19 protein-coding genes are annotated in these 20,754 nt (G+C 64.6%); 6 read left to right on the forward strand and 13 right to left on the reverse strand.

Going from position 1 to position 20,754, the window contains the following annotated elements:
- Nucleotides 1–18 precede the first annotated feature (18 nt).
- The 6 genes from ACQY5B_RS13115 to ACQY5B_RS13140 all read right to left on the reverse strand — a co-directional run bounded on the left by ACQY5B_RS13115 (nucleotide 19) and on the right by ACQY5B_RS13140 (nucleotide 7,227).
- Nucleotides 19–738, reverse strand: a complete 720-nt coding sequence (locus tag ACQY5B_RS13115) for an alanyl-tRNA editing protein (RefSeq protein ID WP_420324940.1) — start codon at nucleotides 736–738, stop codon at nucleotides 19–21.
- Complete coding sequence (locus tag ACQY5B_RS13120) at nucleotides 735–3,155, reverse strand: DUF3772 domain-containing protein (RefSeq protein WP_420324939.1); 2,421 nt, start codon at nucleotides 3,153–3,155, stop codon at nucleotides 735–737. The genes ACQY5B_RS13115 and ACQY5B_RS13120 overlap by 4 nt, the downstream gene beginning before the upstream one ends.
- Nucleotides 3,156–3,175: 20 nt before the next feature.
- Nucleotides 3,176–4,210, reverse strand: a complete 1,035-nt coding sequence (locus tag ACQY5B_RS13125; protein WP_420324938.1) for a cysteine synthase A — start codon at nucleotides 4,208–4,210, stop codon at nucleotides 3,176–3,178.
- Nucleotides 4,211–4,438: 228 nt separating this feature from the next.
- Nucleotides 4,439–5,575, reverse strand: a complete 1,137-nt coding sequence (locus tag ACQY5B_RS13130; protein WP_420324937.1) for a gamma-glutamylcyclotransferase — start codon at nucleotides 5,573–5,575, stop codon at nucleotides 4,439–4,441.
- A gap of 2 nt (nucleotides 5,576–5,577) precedes the next feature.
- Nucleotides 5,578–6,018: a TrgA family protein gene (locus tag ACQY5B_RS13135; RefSeq protein WP_420324936.1), complete on the reverse strand. Its 441-nt coding sequence runs from the start codon at nucleotides 6,016–6,018 to the stop codon at nucleotides 5,578–5,580.
- A 3-nt stretch (nucleotides 6,019–6,021) separates the two neighbouring features.
- Nucleotides 6,022–7,227, reverse strand: a complete 1,206-nt coding sequence (locus tag ACQY5B_RS13140; RefSeq protein WP_420324935.1) for a class I SAM-dependent methyltransferase — start codon at nucleotides 7,225–7,227, stop codon at nucleotides 6,022–6,024.
- Between the two features lie 145 nt (nucleotides 7,228–7,372).
- Between ACQY5B_RS13140 and ACQY5B_RS13145 the strand changes: the two genes are divergently transcribed.
- Nucleotides 7,373–7,774: a hypothetical protein gene (locus ACQY5B_RS13145; protein WP_420324934.1), complete on the forward strand. Its 402-nt coding sequence runs from the start codon at nucleotides 7,373–7,375 to the stop codon at nucleotides 7,772–7,774.
- A gap of 16 nt (nucleotides 7,775–7,790) precedes the next feature.
- Here the strand turns inward: ACQY5B_RS13145 and ACQY5B_RS13150 are convergent, their stop codons facing one another.
- From ACQY5B_RS13150 to ACQY5B_RS13180, 7 genes are all read right to left on the reverse strand, one after another.
- Nucleotides 7,791–9,212 (reverse strand): cryptochrome/photolyase family protein, encoded by a 1,422-nt coding sequence (locus ACQY5B_RS13150; RefSeq protein WP_420324933.1) that lies wholly within the window; start codon nucleotides 9,210–9,212, stop codon nucleotides 7,791–7,793.
- Between the two features lie 65 nt (nucleotides 9,213–9,277).
- A complete protein-coding gene (locus tag ACQY5B_RS13155) occupies nucleotides 9,278–10,477 on the reverse strand; it encodes an aminotransferase class V-fold PLP-dependent enzyme (RefSeq protein WP_420324932.1) in 1,200 nt (399 codons plus the stop codon).
- Between the two features lie 127 nt (nucleotides 10,478–10,604).
- Nucleotides 10,605–12,260: a BCCT family transporter gene (locus ACQY5B_RS13160; protein ID WP_420324931.1), complete on the reverse strand. Its 1,656-nt coding sequence runs from the start codon at nucleotides 12,258–12,260 to the stop codon at nucleotides 10,605–10,607.
- 63 nt (nucleotides 12,261–12,323) lie between these two features.
- A complete protein-coding gene (locus tag ACQY5B_RS13165; RefSeq protein WP_420324930.1) occupies nucleotides 12,324–12,737 on the reverse strand; it encodes a universal stress protein in 414 nt (137 codons plus the stop codon).
- A gap of 280 nt (nucleotides 12,738–13,017) precedes the next feature.
- Nucleotides 13,018–13,434, reverse strand: coding sequence for an HIT family protein (locus ACQY5B_RS13170; RefSeq protein ID WP_420324929.1), 417 nt, complete (start codon nucleotides 13,432–13,434; stop codon nucleotides 13,018–13,020).
- The gene (acuI, locus tag ACQY5B_RS13175; protein ID WP_420324928.1) at nucleotides 13,431–14,426 is read right to left on the reverse strand and encodes an acryloyl-CoA reductase; all 996 of its coding nucleotides are present in this window, start codon (nucleotides 14,424–14,426) and stop codon (nucleotides 13,431–13,433) included. Before acuI ends, ACQY5B_RS13170 begins: the two co-directional genes overlap by 4 nt.
- Nucleotides 14,427–14,528: 102 nt before the next feature.
- A complete protein-coding gene (locus ACQY5B_RS13180; RefSeq protein ID WP_420324927.1) occupies nucleotides 14,529–15,047 on the reverse strand; it encodes a DinB family protein in 519 nt (172 codons plus the stop codon).
- Between the two features lie 273 nt (nucleotides 15,048–15,320).
- Here ACQY5B_RS13180 and ACQY5B_RS13185 point away from each other — a divergent pair, with 273 nt between their 5' ends.
- The 5 genes from ACQY5B_RS13185 (at nucleotide 15,321) to ACQY5B_RS13205 (ending at nucleotide 20,746) form a co-directional block, all read left to right on the forward strand.
- Nucleotides 15,321–16,823 carry a CHAD domain-containing protein gene (locus ACQY5B_RS13185; protein ID WP_420324926.1) on the forward strand — a complete coding sequence of 501 codons (1,503 nt, stop codon included), beginning with the start codon at nucleotides 15,321–15,323 and terminating at the stop codon, nucleotides 16,821–16,823.
- A gap of 230 nt (nucleotides 16,824–17,053) precedes the next feature.
- A complete protein-coding gene (locus ACQY5B_RS13190; protein ID WP_420324925.1) occupies nucleotides 17,054–17,968 on the forward strand; it encodes an OmpA family protein in 915 nt (304 codons plus the stop codon).
- A 64-nt stretch (nucleotides 17,969–18,032) separates the two neighbouring features.
- Nucleotides 18,033–19,016 carry a hypothetical protein gene (locus ACQY5B_RS13195; RefSeq protein ID WP_305968134.1) on the forward strand — a complete coding sequence of 328 codons (984 nt, stop codon included), beginning with the start codon at nucleotides 18,033–18,035 and terminating at the stop codon, nucleotides 19,014–19,016.
- A gap of 71 nt (nucleotides 19,017–19,087) precedes the next feature.
- Entirely contained in the window at nucleotides 19,088–20,029 is a 942-nt protein-coding gene (locus ACQY5B_RS13200; protein WP_305968133.1) for a trypsin-like serine peptidase, read from the forward strand.
- A 33-nt stretch (nucleotides 20,030–20,062) separates the two neighbouring features.
- Nucleotides 20,063–20,746 carry an OmpA family protein gene (locus ACQY5B_RS13205; RefSeq protein ID WP_305968132.1) on the forward strand — a complete coding sequence of 228 codons (684 nt, stop codon included), beginning with the start codon at nucleotides 20,063–20,065 and terminating at the stop codon, nucleotides 20,744–20,746.
- Nucleotides 20,747–20,754 lie beyond the last annotated feature (8 nt).

Here is a 20,754-nt window from a genome sequence, read left to right on the forward strand (position 1 = left end):
AACCGCGCACACGCGCAATCACGCCAGTGCGATGGCCACGCGCCGGTTCTGCTTTCCCTTGTTCTCGATCTTGCCCAGCTTCAGTGCGCCGATCTCCCCGGTGCGCGCGACATGGGTGCCACCGCAGGGCTGAAGGTCCACCTGCTCGCTGCCCGACCCGATCCGGACCAGCCGGATCCGGCCCGCACCGCGCGGAGGCTGCACGGACATCGTCTTGACCAGTTCCGGTCGTGCGTCCAGTTCCGCCTCGGTGATCCAGCCCTCCGTCACTTCCAGGTCGCGGTCCACCAGGCGGTTCAAGGCCTCTTCGACCGCGTCGCGGTCCTGTGGCGGTTCGGGCATCTTGAAATCAAGACGCCCGGTCCCGGCCCCGATCTGCCCGCCTGTCACCGGCAAGGGGATCACCACGCTCAAGAGATGCAGCGCGGTATGGATGCGCATGTGCTTGTGGCGCCTTTCCCAGTCCAGCATCTGCACGAGCTTCGTCCCGACCGCCGGCAATTTCGCAGGTTCGGCAGGCACAAGCACAGAGGTGCCCCCCTCGCCCTTGACCGCGGTCGCGATCTCCAGCGTGCGGCCATCCCATTCCAGCCAGCCGCTGTCGCCGGGTTGGCCACCGCCGGTCGGATAGAAGAGAGACCGCGACAACACGATGCCACCCTCGTCGGTCAGGGACACGACCTCGGCGGGGGCATCGCGCAGGTAAGGGTCCTCGCGGTAGAGCAGATCCTCGCTCATGCATCTTCTCCGTCGTCGTCCGCGCGTTCATCCCCCATGACGGCGTTGGACTTGCGCTCTGACGAACGGTGCTGTCCCGATTGAGCATCCCGGTCCTGCGATGCGGTCCAGCGGCTTTCGACCGCATCGGCCAGAACCTCCGGATTGCGCAACCACAGATCGCGCTGCGCAAAGGGAATCTCGATACCCTCGCGGGCGAATTCCTCGACGATCTGGTGGCGCATCTCTGTCTTGACCGCCAGACCCTGCCCGACGTCGAACAGGATCGCCCGGATACGGAAATCCAGCGAGTCCGCACCAAAGCCCATGAAATCGACCGCCGGCGCCGGGTTCATCAGGACCATGTCGTGCTGACGCGCGACGTTCAGCAGGATACGCTCGGCCTTGCGCGTATCGGTGCCGTAGGCCACGCCCACGTCGATGATGATCCGGCCCAGGGAATTGCCACGAGTGTAGTTCGATACCGTTCCGGAAACCAAATCCGCATTCGGGATGATCATGTCGTAGCGGTCGAAGGTCTCCAGCCGGGTCGAGCGGACAGAGATGTCCTTGACGATCCCGTGGGTGCCGTTGACCTCGATCCAGTCTCCTTCGCCGATGGGACGTTCGATCAGCAGGATGATCCCCGAAACGAAGTTCGACACGATGTTCTGCAGGCCGAAACCGATACCGACGGACAGCGCACCGGCGACGATCGCAAGCGAGGACAGGTCCAGCCCCCCGGCCGTAACCGCGATGATGACCGCCAGGAAGACACCGACATAGCCCACGCCGGAGACGATGGCGTTTTGCGCACCCTGATCCATCTTGGTCTTGGGCAGGACGGAGGAGCGCAGCGCCCCCTGCATCAGCCGGGTCAGCATGTAGCCGGCGGCAAAGACCAGCACCACAACGATGATCGAGGTCGGCGAGATGCGGGTGTCGCCCAGGGAAATCCCCTCCTGCGCGCGGGCCCAGATCTCTGTCAGGTCGGCCACGCGTGCGCCCCAGATCAGCGCAAGCAGAGGCAGTGCGGCCAGCGACAGTACGAATCCTGCCAGCACCGGCAGCAGGCTCTCGGAGTGGTCCGGCTGGCGGCCCAGGATCAGTTCGTACAGGTTGTTGATGAAACGCTGCAGAACGATGACCAGGCCGACAAGGGCCAGTGTCGCGATGGTCGGGTAAACCAGCGCCTCGCCCACCTTGAAATAGCCGATGGCCGCCATGATCGGGCCGACGACACCCACGATCTGGGTGATCCGGCCCAGCAGCTTGGCAAAGCGCAGGCGGAAATCCCCGGCGCCTTCGTCGCGGGCCGCCTCGGATCCGACCATTGCCGCGTCGTTGCGCAAGCGGCCAAGGCGGAACAGCAGAAAGCCCGCCAGAACAAGGACCGGGAATTGCACCACGGCCGTGGTCTCGGGCGAATAGCCGTCCAGCTCGATCAGCGTGGCGACAAGGGATTCGAGAACGTAGAGCACGGCCAGCAGGTTCGACAGGCGCCGTGCCTTGGGCCGTTCCTCTGCCGGGAGCGGCACCGCCGCCACCTCGTCATCCTTGTTGAAAGCTTGGTCTGCCAGCCAGCGAATGCCGAACAGCATCGCCGCCCAGAGCGGCAGCTTGTTCAGCAGCACGTTCCATTCGTCGATGGCGAAACCCGTTGCGGCAACACCCTGCAACAGGGCGACAACCCCCAGGTAGGGCAGCAGGATATGCCCGAGAGAGACGAGGAACCGGAACACCCCGGTGCCGCGCCGCGTGCCTGCCCGCAGCTTGTCCACGCCGGCGCGCGCCCAGTACTGGCCCCGCGCGATCAGCATGATGCCGATCACCATGTACAAAAGCACGCTGGGCGCATTCTGCAGCGCCGCCCGGCGGTTGGCAGGGGTGCTGACGTTCTGCACGATCTCCTGCCAAAGCGTGACAAAGGTGGTCTGGACATTCTGAAGAGCCCCGGGCCAGTGCACCGGGTTCAGCGGTGACGGCCCGAATTCCAGCAGCTCATCAGCCTGTCGTTCCCGAATGATCCGGTCGATCCCACCGATGATAGCGTCGGCGCGGGAATAGGCGGCCTCGGCCCTCAGGACCGGCGCCCGCTGCTGGGCAAGTTGCTGGTTCAGCAGCGCCCGCTGTTCCGAGATTTCAGCCGTCTCGGTACCATCTTCCGGTTCAGGGCCGAGCGCGTTGAGCTGGGCCTCCAGGGTCTGGATACGCGAGGCATTGGCGTTCTGCGCGGCCAGGAATTGCTCACGCCAGTCAGCCACCTGCGCGCGCAGCGTCTCTAGCCGGTCATCAGAGGCGCGCTCGGCGTCGATCATCGACTCGGCACGGGTGGCGATTGTGTCCCATGCGGAATAGTCGGGCGTGATGGCCTGTTGGGCCAGCGCCGCGGTTGTCCACAGGAAAAGCGATAGGGCGAGCGCAGTCAGCGCCCGCATCAAGAAACGGGAAGTAGAGGTCATGCGTCCTCGAATACACCGGGAATGCTGGACGGTCCACGCGTCATCCAGGGCGGGGTCGGCAGGCCCTTGTCGCGCAGGAAATCCGGGTTGAACAGCTTAGACTGGTAGCGCGTGCCATAGTCGCAAAGCACGGTGACAATCGTGTGCCCCGGCCCCATCTCGCGGGCCATGTGGATCGCGCCGGCAACGTTGATGCCCGTCGATCCCCCCATGCAGAGGCCCTCTTCGGCCAGCAGGTCAAACACGATGGGCAGGGCCTCTTCGTCGCTGACCTGGGTCAGGAAATCGGGCTTGAACCCCTCGAGGTTGGCGGTGATCCGCCCCTGGCCGATCCCTTCGGAAATCGAGCTGCCTTCGGGCTTGGCCTCGCCGGTCTTGTAGAGACTGTAGATGCCCGACCCCATCGGATCTACGATCCCGCATTTCACGCCCTTGGGCTGCAGCGCCATGCCGACGCCCGCGGCCGTCCCGCCAGAGCCCACCGCGCAAACGAAGCCATCGACCTTGCCGCCCGTCTGTTCCCAGATTTCCGGTCCGGTGGTCTCGATATGGGCCTGGCGGTTGGCCACGTTGTCGAACTGGTTGGCCCAAATCGCACCGTTGGGCTCGCTGGCGGCCAGCTTCTCGGCCAGCCGGCCGGAGTAGCGGACATAGTTGTTGGGGTTCTTGTAGGGAGCGGCGGGGACCAGCACCAGCTCGGCCCCTGCGAGACGCAGCATGTCCTTCTTTTCCTGGCTCTGCGTCTCTGGCATGACGATGACGGTCCTGAACCCCATCGAGGCGCCCACCAGCGCCAGGCCGATCCCGGTGTTGCCGGCGGTGCCTTCGACGATGGTGCCGCCCGGCGCAAGCTGGCCCTTCGCGATGGCGTCCTTGATGATGTAGAGCGCCGCGCGATCCTTGACCGACTGGCCCGGGTTCATGAATTCCGCCTTGCCCCAGATCTCGCACCCAGTCAGCTCCGATGCCTTGCGAAGCTTGATCAGCGGCGTCTGCCCGACAGCCTGTGCGAGGTCCTGCGATTTGCGCATGACGTGTCCTTTCCGAAACGTGTTCCCATTGGTGTAGGGCCGAGGTCGGGGGAACTCAAGACGCAGCGGCGCGCTGATCACAGCCGCGCCAGCCGGCGCCGGGGCCATGGCTGGCGGCACACCAAAGGCGCGCGGCTGGAACCGAGGTCGGAGCATGGCAACCAGCCGAAGGCAGCCCTCCGCAATTCCCCCCTGTAACCCGTTGAATCCGGGCCACTCCGCGTGTCCTCACGCTTGTGCAACCTGCCCCGCGCGCAGGTCGCTCCGCCGTGCCGCAACCCAGTTGACCAGCATCGCCAGCGGCAAGGCGTTGATCTCGCCGGTCTCGATCAACTCCATCGCGTGATCCAAGGTAACGACATGGCTGCGGATGTCCTCGTGCTCTTCGTCCAGCCCGCCGATCCCCTTTTCACGACCGGACAGGTCACAAAGCCCCACGAACGCGTGGTAGAATTCCGTCGTGTACCCGGGTGAGGCATAGCCCTTGCAGGCCGGCAGCAGGGCGCTCACCTCCAGCCCGGCTTCCTCGATGGTCTCGCGCCGGGCCGCCTCCTCGGGGCTTTCGCCCGCGTCGACGACGCCGGCCACGGCCTCCAGCACCCAGGGGGCCGGGTCGCCCCGGTGGATCGGGCCAAAGCGCATCTGTTCGATCAGCAGCACCTTGTCCAGCACCGGGTCGTAGGGCAACACAAGGGCAACGTCAAAAGCAATGAAGCACTCCCGTTCCAGCGGCGCGCTCCACTCGCCGTCAAACCGGCGATAGCGCAAGCGGAACGGATCGATCCGGAAAAAACCGCGAAAGGGCTGCCCGCGCAGCCCCTGGTAATCGATATCCTCCAGACCGCTTGCCCGGCGCAGCGTCTGTGGCGCACCCTCTGCCGCGATTTCATTGGCCCAGGCCCGCGCGCGGAAGAATGGCAACATCCCCGCCACCTCTTGCGCTGCGTAGGCACCGCGCCGGTCCATGACCTCCCGCGCGGCGCGCATTGTCACCTCGCCCCAGCGATCCAGCCAATCGTCCAGCGACCAGGGCGCCCCCGGTTGCCAGCGGTCCTCCGATACAGGGAAAAAGACCTCTGCCGCGCAAGGGCCCGCCGCGGTTTCGACCGTCACGGGGCGCAACTCGTAGGCAAAGCCGCCCTCGTAGTAATCCAGCGCGGCGCGGTCCGCGTCGCTGACCCCGCGCAACAGCACCCCTTCGGCCCGCGCGCCCGGCTGGGCCACGATCATCGGAAAGGCCTGTCCATCGGCCCAGAGCACCGCATGATCCGGCAATTGCGCCGGTTCGACCTCGGGCGCATGGCCCAAAACCAATTCCAGCAGCGGCAGGTGCCGCAGCGTTCCGTAAAAAAACAGGTCTGACAAGATTAACTCCAGCGTCTGCCCATGGTCTCGGCAAAAAGCGCGGCGACGATACCGCCGACCAGCAGCGCCAGGACCACCTGCATGTCGAGAAGGATCATCCCGTAGTCCAGGCTGATCTCGAAAATCGCCGCTATGGCCTCGAAGGGCGAGTCGTAACGGCGGGCGAAGGACAAGCGCACCATCTCGTTCACGCCCTGCACGAACAGGCCCACGATCACCATGACAATGGCGGCGGTGATGCCGTTGTTGATCGCCGATGTGATGCCCTGCCCCGAGCGGGGTCCAAGGAAAATCCAGCCGACCAGCACACCGATCGCTGCGTTGACGTAGTTGAACCAGCCGAAATTGACGCTGAAGGGCACCAGCGGCTTGATCATGTCCGAGACGATCCAACCCAGCGCCGCGAGGCCAAGGGCGGCAATCAGTTTCGCGGCGTTGGGCATCAGTCAGGCGGGCTTTGCGATGGTGATCTGGGTCACGTCACAGTTACCGCTGTGAAAGGTCGCCGCGCAAGAGGCCAGGTAGAAATTCCACATCCGGCGAAACCGCGCATCGAACCCCATTTCGGCAATCTCTTCCCAGCGGTCGTTGAAGGTCTCGTGCCAGCGGCGCAGGGTCTGGGAATAGCTCTCGCCGAATTCCAGGCTGCGCACCACCTGCAGGCCGGCACGCTCGACCTCGGCGCGCAGCACCTCGGGAGAGGGCAGCATCCCGCCGGGAAAGATGTATTTCTGGATGAAGTCCACACCCCGGCGATAGATCTCCCACCGCTTGTGCTGCACGGTGATGATCTGCAGCGTGGCGTGGCCGCCGGGCTTGAGGCGCGCCTGCACGGTCTCGAAATAGGTGGGCCAGTATTTCTCGCCCACGGCCTCGAACATCTCGATCGAGGCAATGCCGTCATAGCGGCCGCGCTCGTCCCGGTAATCCTGCAATTTCAGTTCCACGCGGTCAGACAGACCGGCCTTGGCGATCCGTTCACGCGCATAGGCATACTGCTCCTGGCTGATGGTCAGCCCGGTCACGCGCAGTCCGCGCTCCTTGGCGGCGTATTCGGCGAAACCGCCCCAGCCACAGCCGATTTCCAGAACATGATCGCCGGGCTGTGCCCCCATCTGGTCGATCATCGAGGCGTACTTCTGCTCTTGCGCTTTTTCCAGGCTCTCCTGCCCGGTGCGGAACAGGGCCGAGGAATAGGTCATAGTATCGTCCAGCCACAGGCCGTAGAATTCGTTTCCCAGATCATAATGGTGGGCGATGTTCTTTTTCGCCTGCCGCCTGGAATTCGATTGCAGCCAGAACCGGAACCGCTCCCACATGCGTACCACCCCGCCGCCGGGATAGCCGTCGAACATCTCTTCGTTGGCATGCACGAGGTCCAGGAAGGCCATCAGGTCCGGGGTGGACCACCAGCCGTCAAGATAGGCCTCGCAAAACCCGAGGTCGCCTTCGCGGATCAGGCGGGCAAAGATATCGTCGTGGTGCAGGTGCAATTCGGCAACCGGGCCAGGCACACGTCCCTCGGCGCGAAACACGCGCCCGTCACCCAGCACGAAATCCAGCCGGCCGCAGCCCATACCACGGGCCATGTCGAAGACCCGCGCGAAATACCTGGGCAACCCCGCCTGCCCCTGGAAGTCTGTCAACAGCATAAGTTTCTTTCGAGAAGCCGATATTTTATCGAAGTTTATGGCCCAAACCACCTGTGGCAAGGATTTGTGCTTTGGATTTTCTTCAACATGGTGTTTTCTGGTATCAGTCCGGAGCGATACGTTCCCTCAAAACGGGAGATGACAGATGAAGAATCAATTGGTGGTGGTGTGCCTCATGGTCCTCGCAGCCTCTGGATGCGGCAAGATGATGAGTATGGTCGGCCTCGAAAAGGGAGAGACCAAAGCTCCGCAGGCGCGACCCGCCATGACCCTGTCCGAACCCGTCCGCGAAGTGCAGCCCAAGCCGGTTTCCGGTGGATCCTGGGAACGCAACGTGGCGCGCGACATCCCCTACTTCAACATGTCCGCCCTGCCCATCGCGGTCTACAGCGATGTCGAGTTCACGCAGAAGGTGGGCACGCTCGCCCCTGGCGAGGGCGGCTATGTCGAGACATGTTCCGATGCCAAGCCGGTCTGCAAGATCGCCTATGCCGGCAATTCCAGCGGCTGGGTCAAAATGGACCGCATGGGCGGCGTGACAAACTGAGACACCCGGCACCGCGTCAGAACCCGCGGTTTTCGTAGGCCGCGAGGGCGCGTTTGCGCCCTTCGTCAACCGCCACCACAGGATCGGGATAGCGGTCATCATTCGATAGCCCCCAACTGACCGGAACGGCATCGAAATAGCTCAACGCCTCTTCGGACGGGTGTCGGCGGCCTTCCGCGATCCAGCGCTCGATGTATTTTTTCTTCGGATCGAACTTGTCGCGCTGGGTGACGGGATTGAAGACCCGGAAATAGGGCGTGGCATCCGGCCCGGACCCGGCCGACCACTGCCAGCCCATCGCGTTGGACGCCGGATCCCAGTCGATCAGGCAATCCTCGAACCAGCGCATCCCGATCTTCCAATGCGTCAGCAGGTGCTTGGTCAGGTAAGAGGCGACGATCATCCGGGCACGGTTGTGCATCCGTCCTGTAACGTACATCTCGCGCATGCCCGCATCCACAAAGGGAATGCCCGTGCGCCCTTGCTTCCAGGCGATGACCTCGGGGCGGGACTCGTCCTCGTTCCAGGGAAAGGCCTCCCATTCCTCGCGCCAGTTGCTCTCCAGCAGATGTGGCGTGTGCCACATCAGGTGGTAGGCAAATTCGCGCCAGACCAGTTCCTTCAGAAAGATCTCGGCGCCCTTCTTGCCATCCTCCATCGCACGCCGCCCGGCGTGCCAACATTGGTGCGGGGTGATTTCGCCCAGAGCCAGGTTCTCGCTCAGGCAAGAGGTGCCGTCGGTCCATGGGAGATCGCGGGTCTCGCCATAGGCGGACACCTTCTCGGCGATGAAGGCCCCCAGCCTGCCCTGCGCGGCGTCTTCGCCCAGTTGTACCCAGGGGCGCACCACATCCGCGCCGCGCCGCATGGCCGCGCCCAGAGCCCAATCCTCCAGGTCTTCGCCCTTGGGCCATGTATCCGGCGCCGGGATCCGGCCCGGCGTCGGCAGAGGCGCTGCCACATCCAGCCCCCGAACCGCCTTCCAGAACGGCGTGAAGACCTTGTAAAAGCCGCCCTGTTTCGTCTCGACGGTCCAGGGTTCGAACATCAGGTGTCCGGCAAAGCTGGTGGCCTCGATACCGGTTTCCTGCAGCGCGGATTTCACGGCCTTGTCGCGATCCACGCTGGCCGGGTCATAGGCCCGCATCCAGTAGACCGCCCCTGCCCCGGTTTCCTCCACCAGAGCCCTCAGCACCTTCACCGGATCGCCCGACCGCAGCACCAGCCGCGTCCCCTTGTCCTCCAGCCGTTGTGCAAGGTGATCGATGCCGAGTCCCATCCGCCATTTCGGCGCGGCGCCCAAGCCATCCATCACCGCATCGCGGATCACGACCGGGATCACCGGACGCCCGGCCTTGCAGGCGGCATCCAGTGCCGGATGATCGGACAGGCGCAAGTCGCGCCGGATCCAAAGGAGGACGGGAGAGGTGTCGGACAAGGCGCGCTCCTTCACTGGCTTGCCGGATGCGACATAGCGCGAACCGCCAAAGGGCAACCCCCGGATCAGAGAACCGCGTCGAGCGCCTCGATCAGCTTGGCCACCTCTTCCTCGCTGGTGTAATGGACGAAGGACAGGCGCAAAACCCCGCGCGCCGGGTCGATCCCCATCGCCTGCAAGGGGCGCACCGCGTAGAAATCGCTGCCCCCGGCCATGATCCCGTGCTTGGCCAGTTCTGCGGCCACGGCGTCGGCCGGACCTGGCAGGGCCAAGGCCACTGTCGGCGCGCGGTTGGTCGCGTCGCGCGGCCCCAGCAGGCGGATACCGTTGCGCCCCGAAACCGCGTCCAGCAGGGACTGCAGCAGCCGGGTTTCATGCCCGCGCATCAGGTCATGCAGGTCATGCGCGGTGCAGCCGTGATGCGCCGCCAGAGCATCGACGTAGTCCGCCATGCCTGCACAGGCTGCCACCTGGGCATGATCTGGCCCCGCGGGCGTGAACTTCTTGGTCAGCACATCGCCGTTGAAAAAATGCGCCTGGTTCGGCAACGCCTCGGCCAGTGTGCGGCGGATCACCATGATCCCCTGGTGCGGTCCATAGGTCTTGTAGCTGGAAAACAGGTAGATGTCCGGCCCCAGCTCGCCCACATCCGGAAAGCCATGCGGGGCATAGCTGACCCCGTCGACGCAGACAAAGGCCCCCGCCGCATGCGCGCGGGCGGTGATTTCCGTCACCGGGTTGATCTCTCCGACGACGTTGGAGCAATGCGGAAAACAGACCAGCCGCACCTTCTCGTCCAGTAGCGGCTCCAGCGCCTCGGGATCGAGGTGCCCCGTGTCCGGGTCGATCTTCCATTCACGGATCTCGATGCCTTCGGCCTCCAGCCGCCGCCAAGGCCCTGAATTTGCCTCGTGGTCCTGGTTGGTGACGACGATCGCCTCTCCGGATTGCATGAACTGCCGGAAGGCGCGCGCAAGGACGTAGGTGTTCTGGGTGGTCGAGGGGCCGAAGCTCAGCTCGTCGGTGTCGATGCCCAGAAGCGCGGCCAACCGGCTGCGGGCCTCGTCCATCTCGGCGCCCGCCGCCGCACTGGCGGCAAAGGGGCCATAGGGCTGCACCTTGCGTTCGGTATAAAACCGCGTCAGCCGGTCGATCACCTGCTGGCAGGCGTAGGACCCGCCGGCATTCTCGAAATGGGCGAGCCCCTTTAACGAAGGTTCCGAAAAGGCGGGGAACTGCGCCCGCACGAAATCGATATCCAGCATGATACTCTCCAGCCTCTGGACCCCGACAGAAATCGCCTGCGGCGCCCGGCGTCAACCCGCCCCGGGTGATGCCGAAACGAAAAAGGCCGCGGCGATGCCGCGGCCTTTCCGTCGTCCGATGTCCGGATCAGGTGTTGGCCCGTTCCGAGCTCAGACCCTTCCAGATGGCAAAGCACATCAGCAGAAGCACGATGGTGAACGGCAGACCCGTCGAAATCACCATCGCCTGCAAGGACGTCAGGCCCCCGCCGATCAGCAGCGCGATCGCGACAAGCCCCTCGAAGGTGCACCAGAACACCCGCTGCGGCACCGGCGCGTCGACCTTGCCGCCCGCGGTGATCGTGTCGATGACCAGCGAACCCGAGTCCGACGAGGTCACGAAAAACACGATCACCAGGATGATCCCGATGGTCGAGGTGACCGCCGCCAGCGGCAGGCTGTCCAGCATCGCAAACAGCGACAGTTCAGGTGCGTAGTTGTCGATCACGTTCGCCTTGACCGCCGAAGCGTCGACGTTGGCGATCATGTCGTTGATCGCGGCGCCGCCGAACACGGCCATCCAGAACACGCAGACGAAGCTGGGGATGATCAGGACGCAGGTGATGAACTCGCGCACCGTGCGGCCACGCGACACGCGGGCGATGAACATGCCGACGAAGGGCGACCAGCTGATCCACCAGGCCCAGTAGAAGGCGGTCCAGCCTTCGCGGTAGCCGTCATCGGTCCGCCCGATCGGGTTCGACAGCGGAATGACCTCGCGGAAATAGGCGCCGATGCCCGAGACGAATTCACCGAGGATGCTGACCGCACCCGCCGCGAACAGCACGAAGACAAGCAGGGCCGCCGCGATGACCATGTTGATCTCGGACAGCACTTTCACACCGCCGTCGAGGCCACGCAGGACCGACACGAGGGCGACTGCCGTGATGCCGCAGATCAGGATCACCTGCACCGTGATGTTGTTCGGAACGCCATAGACGAATTCCAGGCCGGCATTCGCCTGCTGCGCGCCCAGGCCAAGCGAGGTCGCCAGGCCGAACAGCGTGGCAAAGACCGCGAGCGTGTCGATGAGATGGCCCCACCAGCCCCAGACACGATCACCGAGGATCGGGTAGAAGGCCGAGCGGATCGAAAGCGGCAGACCCTTGTTGTAGGAGAACAGCGCCAGCGACAGGGCCACGACCGCGTAGATCGCCCAGGGATGCAACGCCCAGTGATAGGACGTGGCAGCCAGCGCCATGCGGCGGGCTTCCTGCACGTTTTCCTGGATCAGGGTCCCATCCTCGGCAAACGGCCGGACCACACCCAGAGGCTCGTCTCCCCAGGGTGTGCCGAAGTAGTAGGCCGGCTCCAGAACGCCGAAGAACATCAGCCCGATGCCCATGCCGGCGGCAAACAGCATCGCGAACCAGCCGGGATAGCCGTAGTCCGGCGTTGCGTTCGCACCGCCCAGTCTGACCGACCCTAGGGGCGTCACGATCAGCAGGAGGCAGAAGATGACGAAGATGTTGGCCGCCGACAGGAAGAACCAGTCGAAGGTGCTGGTCAGCGCCGGGCGCAACCAGCCGAAGAACTCGCCCGCCTGTGTCGGCGCCAGCAAGGCATATATCACGAAGACGACGACGCTCAGACCCGAGATCATGAAGACCGGGTTGTGAATGTCGATCGGAAATGGACCGACCTGCGTCTCGATGTTGTCCTGACCGATTTCGTAATCGGTCTCGATGATGTCAGAGGCACCCTCCGGTTCGGGTATCCCCTGACCCTCTGTGGTATCAGCCATGTTTGGCTCCCTGTTCTTGCGTTTCCTTCTTCACGAGCGTGCGTCGGCGTCGTCCCCGGACGCTCAACGCACCACCATGACGGACACCTTGGCGTGCCCGGCGACTGTTCCGCCGTTCGACGGCCAGATGTAGTCGGTGATGTTCGGAATGTGGCTCGCCATGATGACGAGGTCCGCACCCGTATCGTCCACCGCCTGCAACAGCGTCGGATCGAGGTCGATCGTGGGATCATGGCTGGTCACGGCATGCGATTCGACCGCGATGCCGTAGTCCTTGCCGTGATCCTCGGCGAACTCCTTCAGTTTCTTGGCGAATTCCTCCGGCGTATGCGCGATGGAACTTGGCGTCGCCGCCGCCACGCCGACGTAGACCAGCGTCGCCTCGTAGTGTCGTGCCAGATCGGCCGCGCAGCCCAACGCCTTTTCGAGGCGATCGGCATGCTTGAGGTCGACCGGCACCATGATCCGTTTGAACACGTCCCACTCCCTTTGATTTTTTGCCGGAAGCGCGCGTTCTGAGCGGAACGGCCATCCGGCACTTGCACGTCCATGACAACCTGCACGGCGTCTCGACCTTCAAAGCCTAACCCGGAAACACAGGTGAGGACAAATCATCAAGACACTCGACGGACCAAAAGCGACATCCGGGGTCGAAAAAATGATGCCAAATCAGAAAATTAGCCCCGCCACCGAAATCCGGAGGCGGGGCTGTAACGGGCAGCGCAAGCCCAGGCGTGCGCGGCTCATGGCATGCGCTTCAATTCAGGGCCTTGCGCAGTTTCCCGGCGATTTCCGCGATCTTCGCCATGTCCCCCTGCTGACCGGGAGGCCGCAGCGCGACACCTTCCCACCGCGGCAGGATGTGGAAATGCAGGTGAAAGACCTCCTGCCCGCCCGGCCCCTCGTTGAACTGCTGGACAGTGATCCCATCCGCGCCCAGCGCCGACATCGCGGCATTTGCCACCTTCTGCGTCGTCGCCATGGCGCTGGCCATTTGCTCGCCAGAGGCGTCGAGGAGGTTGCGGCAGGGTGTCTTCGGGATCACCAGGCAATGACCGTCGGCCCGCGGAAAGATGTCCATGAAGCATAGCGTTTCCGCGTCCTCGTAGACCCGGGTCGAGGGGATCTCGTCCCGCAGGATCTTGGCAAAGATGTTCTGATCGTCATAGCTCATGCGTTCACGTCCACCACTACGCGTCCCTTGACCTGGCCCTCGAGAATGTCGCGGCCCAGGTGCGGAAGATCCGACAGGGTCGCAGGCTGAACCATTGTCTCCAGCTTGTCCATCGGCAGATCGCGCGCAATGCGCTGCCAGGCCCGGACGCGGTTGTCATAGGGCTGCATCACGCTGTCGATCCCCAAAAGGTTGACACCCCGAAGGATGAAGGGCGTGATGAGCGCCCCTTCGATCGCCGCGCCCCCGGCAAGGCCGATGGCCGCGACGGATGTGCCGTATTTCATCTGTTTCAGCACCCGGCCCAGCATGGCGCCCGCCACCGCATCGACACAGCCTGCCCATAGCTCGCTTTCCAGCGGCTTGCGGGTGACTTCGGACAAGTCGTCGCGTGGGACGATCTGCGTCGCGCCAAGGCCGCGCAGGTACTCCTCCTGTTCGGGACGCCCGGTGACAGCGGCCACCTCGTGGCCCAGCCGCGCCAGGATCGCTGTCGCAACAGAACCCACGCCGCCCGCGGCGCCCGTCACCAGGACCGGCCCGTGACCCGGCTCCAGCCCGTGATCCTCCAGCGCAATGACCGCCAGCATGGCGGTCAGCCCGGCGGTGCCGACTGCCATCGCCGCGCGCGTGTCCAGCCCCTCGGGCAGCGGCACCAGCCAGTCGGCCTTGACCCGCGCCTTTTGCGCATAGCCGCCCCAATGCGCCTCTCCGACACGCCAGCCGGTCAGAACGACCTTGTCACCCGGCTTGTAGCGATCGTCCGACGACTCTTCGACCGTGCCGGCGAAATCGATACCCGGCACATGCGGGTACTTTCGGACCAGCCCGCCGCCCGGCCCGATGCACAGCCCGTCCTTGTAGTTGACGGTCGAATATTCCACCGCCACCGTCACCTCGGCATGGGGCAGGTCTTGCAGACCGATCTCCCGAACCGCAGCGGTGGTCTTGCCGCTCTCTTCGTCCTTGTCGACAACCATCGCCTTGAACATGGGTCACTCCCTTCCCTGTTTCTCGTTTCGCACCGCCCCTCCGGGACGGCGGGCGGGGCGTCTTTCGCCGTCAGGCGAAACAGCGTCCGTCCGGCCCGCCCGTCACAGCCAGGGGCCCTCTTCCGGCATGAAGGCCAGGTCGCTCACCGGTGCCGCGACACCGGCTGCGGTCAGCATGGCGTGAACCTGGCCGCGATGGTGGGTCTGGTGGTTGAACATATGCGTCACACAGAGCGACATGGGTTTCGACACGTTGCGCCCAACCGCGCCGGAGTACCACGACAGTTCCCCCGCCAGATCCACCGCCCGCAGCCGTTCCGCCCAAAGCAGGATCTCGGCATCCGTGCGGAAGCGGGCGATTTCCCATTCACTCCGTGAGGCGGTCAACCTCGGGCTTTCCTTGATCCCGCCTTCGGGGCGCGCGGTGCCGGCAAGGCGCGACATCCAGATCATGTCGCCCCACAGCAGGTGGTTCGCCGTCCCGAGGATCGACCCGAAAAACGCCTTGCGGTCCCGGCCCAGCTCTGCCTCGTCCAACGCTGCGAAGGCATGTTTCACCTGCCGGTTCTGCCAGGCGTTGTAGCGCGCCATGACAAGGCAGTATTCGGGCGAGATCATCATTCACCAGGTTCCTTTCTCCCGACCACCGCAATCCAATCCGGGTGCCCAAAGCCGGGGCACGCGTCGTCGGTCGCCCCGCTGCAGAGGTTTGCAGAGGCCGCGGGCAAGGGCAATCCGATAAAACCCCAGAAACGGCCCGGTGCGCAGACCTAGACACATCGACCCCAATTCTGAACCCTGGCGCAGCCCCCCGTTCACCAGGACGCGCTTCTGTGTCAGTCTGTCCACCACAAGAGCAACCGACAAAACCCAAAACCAGACCACCGGGGCGCGATGAGCAAGACCGAACCGAAAACCCTGCTGTTCCAGGGCGATCTCCGCGCCACGCTGGCCGGTGATTGCCGCGTCTCGGCCCTCGGCCACGAGACACGGGCACCAGCCGTGCTGGCCGACACCTTCGACACGGAACTGGCGCATGGCGGGATGCTTCTTGTTGCGGCGGAGGACACCCTGACACTGCTGGACGCTAGTGGAACCGAGACTCGGCAGGACAGCGCGCAGCACGGCTTCATCGACGAGATGCCAAGAGGTGCCGTGACCGGCATTCTTGCCAAAAACATATCGCCGCTGCGCAAACTCCTCGAGCTTGTTGCGGCAGAGATGGGGGCACAGGACGTTGCCCTGCGCGACGCCAAGGACAGGCTATTGTGTCACGGCCATATTCGCCTCCTGACAGCGGAGGGCGGGCGCCAGGTCAGCCTGATAAGGCTGCGCCCCCTGTCCGGCCAGAAAGGCCACTACAAGCGGATTCTGAAACACCTGCGATCCGCGCCGTCCTTCTGTACACCGCGCGAGGCGCTCGAAACACTTGCCCCCGGCGTGACCGCCTATCAGCCCAAACCGGATGTCCCGTTCTCGCCGGACACGCCGGCCTTTGACGCGGCTTCGGCGATCATCGCCGCGCACCTGCCTGTTGCCCGCGCCAACGAACCGGGCATCATCGACGATCACGACAGCGAGTTCCTGCATGACTACCGTGTCGCCCTGCGCAAGATCCGTTCTGTCCTGTCCTTGTTCAAGGGCGTCTACAGCCCCGAACAGGTCGCGGACCTCAAGGCGCGGTTTTCGGCCCTCATGTCTGTCACGGGTCCCCTGCGTGACCTGGACGTCTACCTGATCGAACGCCCCCGCTACATTCAGATGGTTCCCGAGAGCCTGCGCCCCGGCGTCGGCCTCCTGTTCGACCATTTCACAAAGGAACGCCATGCCGCCCATGACGCGCTCTGCCACCATCTCCGTAGCGAGACATACGCCGCCGAGATTACGGCCCTGCAGGATCTCTTTGCCAATCCGCAAGAGCGTCTGGCCCAGGGAGACGAGGCTGATCACCCCGCCAGGGACTACGCTCAGCGCCTGATCCGGAAGCGCTATCGCAAGGTTCGCAAGATCGCGCGTGCGATCGACGCGGACACGCCGGACGCGGAAATCCACCAGTTGCGCATCCAGTGCAAGAAACTGCGCTACCTGATGGAGTTCTTTGCCCCGCTCTTTGGCAAGTCAGAGATGAAACGCCTCATCAAGGCGCTGAAGAAACTTCAGGACAACCTGGGCGATTTCAACGACAGCGTCGTCCAGCAGGAGGCCCTGTCCGCCGTCATCGGCAGGCTGGCGGACACCGATCATGATGGTCAGCTGGAAATCGCCCGCAGCATAGGGGCGCTGACCACCGTTCTGCACCAGCGGCAGGATGCCGAACGCGCCCGTGTCATGCAGACCTTTGCCGCCTTCGACGCGCCAAAGACACGCGCCGGGTTCAAGGCGCTGCTGGCCCCGTAGCTGCCTCATCGGCCGCCCGGACGGCTGGACGGCGTCGGAAGCTGAGGCCTCGGCCGAAACCGCCCGCACCCCATCAATATTCCAAAATTCGCATGCTTCTTGATCTCCCTCAAGGTCGCCCTGTCCCGATTGGCACAGGCTGACCTCACAGGCACCCAGGTTTCAGTGCAGTACGAGTATCAGACGGTTTCCTTGACGGGTGTCCAACGCATTGCCGTGGGGGAGACGACATGCACAAGACCCGAAAACGACTATCCATTCTGTTTGCCGTCGCGGTCGGAGCTTTTTCCGCGGCCCATGCGCAAACCAATACCGAAACCCTGCAACTGGACACCTCGCGGGCCGACAGCGTCACCGCGATCATCAAGTCGCTGGCGCCGATGGCCGGTCAGCCCGCCACACCGCCGACAGCAGCGCCACCCGTGGTCACGCACCCCCTGCCGGATGTGTTCCTGCCGCCGGTGATCCTTGGGCGGCCCACGACCATCATCATCGATCGGCGGCCCATCGTCCTGAACTACGGCTACAGCTTGGACGTGACGGTGTATTTCGCCCATGACAGCGCCTTCCTGACGCCGCCCGCGCGGCGAGACCTGGACCTGATCGGCCAGGCGCTGCAGTCGGCGCAGTTGATGAACAACCGCTACCTGATCGCCGGTCACACAGATGCACGCGGGCCGGACGATTACAACGTCGACCTGTCCTATCGCCGGGCCTGGGCGGTCAAGCGCTACCTGATGCGTCATCACTCGATCCCCTCGTGGCGGCTGGAGGTGGTCGGCTGGGGCGAGCGCTATCCGCGCAATCCCGCCGATCCCCATGCCGCCGAAAACCGGCGGGTCGAGATCACGCTGATCGACACGGTGCAGCCGGTGGTTCCGCGGCCCGTTCCCATGCCGCAACCGGCGCCACAGACCAGCGACCTGCACAAGCAGCCGTCACCGCAACCCGTGCTGCCGCCCCGGACCGGCGCGCAATACGTTCCGCCGCTGCCGCCCTGCCCCGCCGGTGTCGTCAGCCCGGACGGCAAGGCGCTGGACCTCGACGATTTCTCGCCCAAACCGGGCATCGACTGCGACCCGGCCCTGCCGGTCTCCGGCCGCGTGATCGTCCAGCCCGACGGCCGCATCATCGTTCTTCACTGAAAAATTGGCGCCACGCCTTTCCGGGCGCGGCGCGGAATCCGGACCACATTGGAGGAGTCCCTACATGAAAACCCTGACCACGACCCTGATGGGCGCCTTCGCGAGCCTTGCGCTTGTTCTGGCGCTCTCCCTTGCTCCGGCTCCGAGCCACGCCGGAGACCAGCCCAACATCCTGCCCGTGCCCGAAGACGCAGATCTGGACACGGTGCCCGGCAATTCGCGCGTGTTCGAACGCGTGCTGCGCGCCGTCATCACCGAGATGCAGACAATGGGCTTTCGCGTCTACGACCAGACCGGCGTCATCATGGGCTTTACCGATCCAAACCGGGTGCGCCGGTCGGATGCCGAACTGATCGCCTTGGCCCAGCGCGTTCCCAACGTGCCGATCGACGTGATCCTGCCGATCCAGATCTACGCCTCGGCCGACCAGAACCCCTATATCCCCGACGTGCTGGATCTGCGCATCCGGGTCACGGGCCGCATGCTGCACGCTCAGACCATGCAGAGCCTCGGCAACTTCGAGGTCGCCTTTGGCCCCGGCGCGGGCGAAATCCCGGTCGCTTCGCTGCCGCGTGTCTGCAACCGCGACTGCGTTCTGGAACATGTGGGCAAAGAGGCCAAGACCATCGGCGCCGAGGTGGGCCGCGTCCTGGCCACCAAACTCGACGTGCTTTCGCCTGCCAGCCCACAGCCCGTGCCGCAGCAGCCGGTTGTCGTGACTCCTCCCGTCGCGCAGCAGCCGGTCGTCCCGGCGCCCGCGGGCTGCACCGGCCTGACCACCGCCTACACGCTGGCCTTCACCGGGTTCCAGCCGCAGGAAATGACCCTGATCGAGGGCTACCTGGCCGGCTTCAAGGGATATGACCACCACCGCCCTGTGCGCGTGACCATGACCACTGCGGACTACTGGTACGAAACCTGCTCGGACGTGGCGCGGCTCAACCGCAACCTGCGCCTGATGGCCGAGTCGATGGGCGTTCAGGCCCGGATCGCGATGTCGGGCAACCGCTTCGAGATCCAAAAGATCGGGTTGATGGGCAACCGTTGATCCCAGTCGCCGAAAGGGATGCGCCGTGCCTCGGCGCATCCCAATTTCCCGCAGATCGAAAGACCCACAGGATGTTCCGTCTCGCATGCGCCCTTGCACTGTCGCTGGCCACGACGCCGGCACTGGCCCAGGTGGCGACCTTTTCCGCCGATGACTACGGCAAGACCGATCTCGTCTTCCTGGAAAGCACCGGCAATGCCAGCGCCTATATCGCGGCACAGGACGGCGCGTTCGAGCCGATCCGCGAACTGCCCGCCGATGATCCGATCCGCCGTCTGGCCGGTGCCATCGGCCGCGTCGACCTGCTGGAACAGAATGACCGTGGCGGGCGGGACCTCGTCACCTGCACCGGCGCGATCCTGCCCGGTGGCTGGGTCCTGACCAACCATCACTGCATTCCCGAGGACGGTGCGCACAAACTGCTCGCCGCCTCGATCCTGACCGGCTACCTCGTGCAGGGGGACAGGGACACGCGACGCTACAATCTCTCCGTCGATCCCGCTGACTGGCATTCGGTGCTGGATTTCAGCCTCGTGCGGATGACCGACATGCCGCAGAATATCCTGCCCTTGTTGATCGAGGGTGTCGTCGTCGATCCGGGCGATCCGCTCATGGTGATCCATCACCCGCTGGGCCGCCCACAGGTCATGACGCGGTTCCGCTGTTTCGCCCTGCGCGAACAGGACGACGGCCCCATCCTGCGCCACCGCTGCGACACCCAGCCCGGCAGTTCCGGCTCGATCCTCTTCGACCGTGAACTGCGCCCCGTCGCGCTGCACCATTCCGGCGGCATGACGCCAAATGACGACCGCAGCTTCAACAGGAGCACCCGGTTGAGCGCGATCCTGCAACAGTCCGGCCTGCTGCGCGAGATCACCGGCGCCGCGCCTGCGGCAACACCCGTCGCAACGCCCGTCAACCCCGCCGCCACCCTGCCCGTGGAAAGCCATCCCGCCCCGGCAGGCGACGGGCCAAGTTCCGGCGGCGTCACCGACATCCTGCGCGGCAACTGACGCCCGCGCCGCCATATCGAAGGGAGAAAACCCATGAACCTCAAAGCCCCCAAATGGCTCTCCGGACTGGGCTTGGCCATTGCGACGGCCATCCCCGCGCAGGCAGACCAAGCCGAGGACATCCAGAAGATCATCACCTCTCTGGCGCCGGTCCAGCAGGAAAGCACCGCCCCGGCAGAGGAGGCCGCACGCGGTGTGCAGATCGGCGGACGCACGGTCTGGGTGGTGCCTCAGCACAGCATCGACCTGCAGGTCTACTTCGCGCTCGACAGCTACGAGCTGACCTGGCGCGCGCGTGAGGACCTGGCGGCGCTCGGGCACGCGCTGGCCTCCTCGGCGCTGCGCCCGCACCATTACCTGATCGCGGGCCACACGGACACTTCGGGCGATGACGCCTACAATCTCTGGCTGTCGGAACGCCGCGCCGAAAGCGTCGCGCGCTTCCTTGTCGAACATTTCCCAATCGACCCGCAACGCCTGGTGACCGTGGGCTTTGGCGAGACGCGGCTCAAGACGCCGGGCAGCCCGACCGCCGCAATCAACCGAAGGGTCGAGGTGACGCTGCTGCTGCCCGCAAGACCAGAGGCGAACGCCCCCAAAGCCGCGCCGACGGCTCCGCCGCCTGCCGAAAGCGTCGAGCCGGTTGCGCCGCCCGAACAGCCCCTGCCCGGTACGCTGCAAAAGGACAAGGACGGCAACATCACCATCACCTGGTGAGACATACA

The sequence above is a fragment of the Antarctobacter sp. genome (assembly GCF_965277915.1).
GTDB lineage: Bacteria > Pseudomonadota > Alphaproteobacteria > Rhodobacterales > Rhodobacteraceae > Antarctobacter.

What these genes read in the sequence shown, in the direction of transcription:
- ACQY5B_RS13115 (WP_420324940.1), bottom strand. Translation starts at nt 738, where the DNA reads ATGAGCGAGGATCTGCTCTACCGCGAGGACCCTTACCTGCGCGATGCC.
- ACQY5B_RS13120 (WP_420324939.1), bottom strand. Translation starts at nt 3,155, where the DNA reads ATGCGGGCGCTGACTGCGCTCGCCCTATCGCTTTTCCTGTGGACAACC.
- ACQY5B_RS13125 (WP_420324938.1), bottom strand. Translation starts at nt 4,210, where the DNA reads ATGCGCAAATCGCAGGACCTCGCACAGGCTGTCGGGCAGACGCCGCTG.
- ACQY5B_RS13135 (WP_420324936.1), bottom strand. Translation starts at nt 6,018, where the DNA reads ATGCCCAACGCCGCGAAACTGATTGCCGCCCTTGGCCTCGCGGCGCTG.
- ACQY5B_RS13140 (WP_420324935.1), bottom strand. Translation starts at nt 7,227, where the DNA reads ATGCTGTTGACAGACTTCCAGGGGCAGGCGGGGTTGCCCAGGTATTTC.
- ACQY5B_RS13145 (WP_420324934.1), top strand. Translation starts at nt 7,373, where the DNA reads ATGAAGAATCAATTGGTGGTGGTGTGCCTCATGGTCCTCGCAGCCTCT.
- ACQY5B_RS13155 (WP_420324932.1), bottom strand. Translation starts at nt 10,477, where the DNA reads ATGCTGGATATCGATTTCGTGCGGGCGCAGTTCCCCGCCTTTTCGGAA.
- ACQY5B_RS13160 (WP_420324931.1), bottom strand. Translation starts at nt 12,260, where the DNA reads ATGGCTGATACCACAGAGGGTCAGGGGATACCCGAACCGGAGGGTGCC.
- ACQY5B_RS13170 (WP_420324929.1), bottom strand. Translation starts at nt 13,434, where the DNA reads ATGAGCTATGACGATCAGAACATCTTTGCCAAGATCCTGCGGGACGAG.
- acuI (WP_420324928.1), bottom strand. Translation starts at nt 14,426, where the DNA reads ATGTTCAAGGCGATGGTTGTCGACAAGGACGAAGAGAGCGGCAAGACC.
- ACQY5B_RS13180 (WP_420324927.1), bottom strand. Translation starts at nt 15,047, where the DNA reads ATGATGATCTCGCCCGAATACTGCCTTGTCATGGCGCGCTACAACGCC.
- ACQY5B_RS13185 (WP_420324926.1), top strand. Translation starts at nt 15,321, where the DNA reads ATGAGCAAGACCGAACCGAAAACCCTGCTGTTCCAGGGCGATCTCCGC.
- ACQY5B_RS13190 (WP_420324925.1), top strand. Translation starts at nt 17,054, where the DNA reads ATGCACAAGACCCGAAAACGACTATCCATTCTGTTTGCCGTCGCGGTC.
- ACQY5B_RS13195 (WP_305968134.1), top strand. Translation starts at nt 18,033, where the DNA reads ATGAAAACCCTGACCACGACCCTGATGGGCGCCTTCGCGAGCCTTGCG.
- ACQY5B_RS13200 (WP_305968133.1), top strand. Translation starts at nt 19,088, where the DNA reads ATGTTCCGTCTCGCATGCGCCCTTGCACTGTCGCTGGCCACGACGCCG.
- ACQY5B_RS13205 (WP_305968132.1), top strand. Translation starts at nt 20,063, where the DNA reads ATGAACCTCAAAGCCCCCAAATGGCTCTCCGGACTGGGCTTGGCCATT.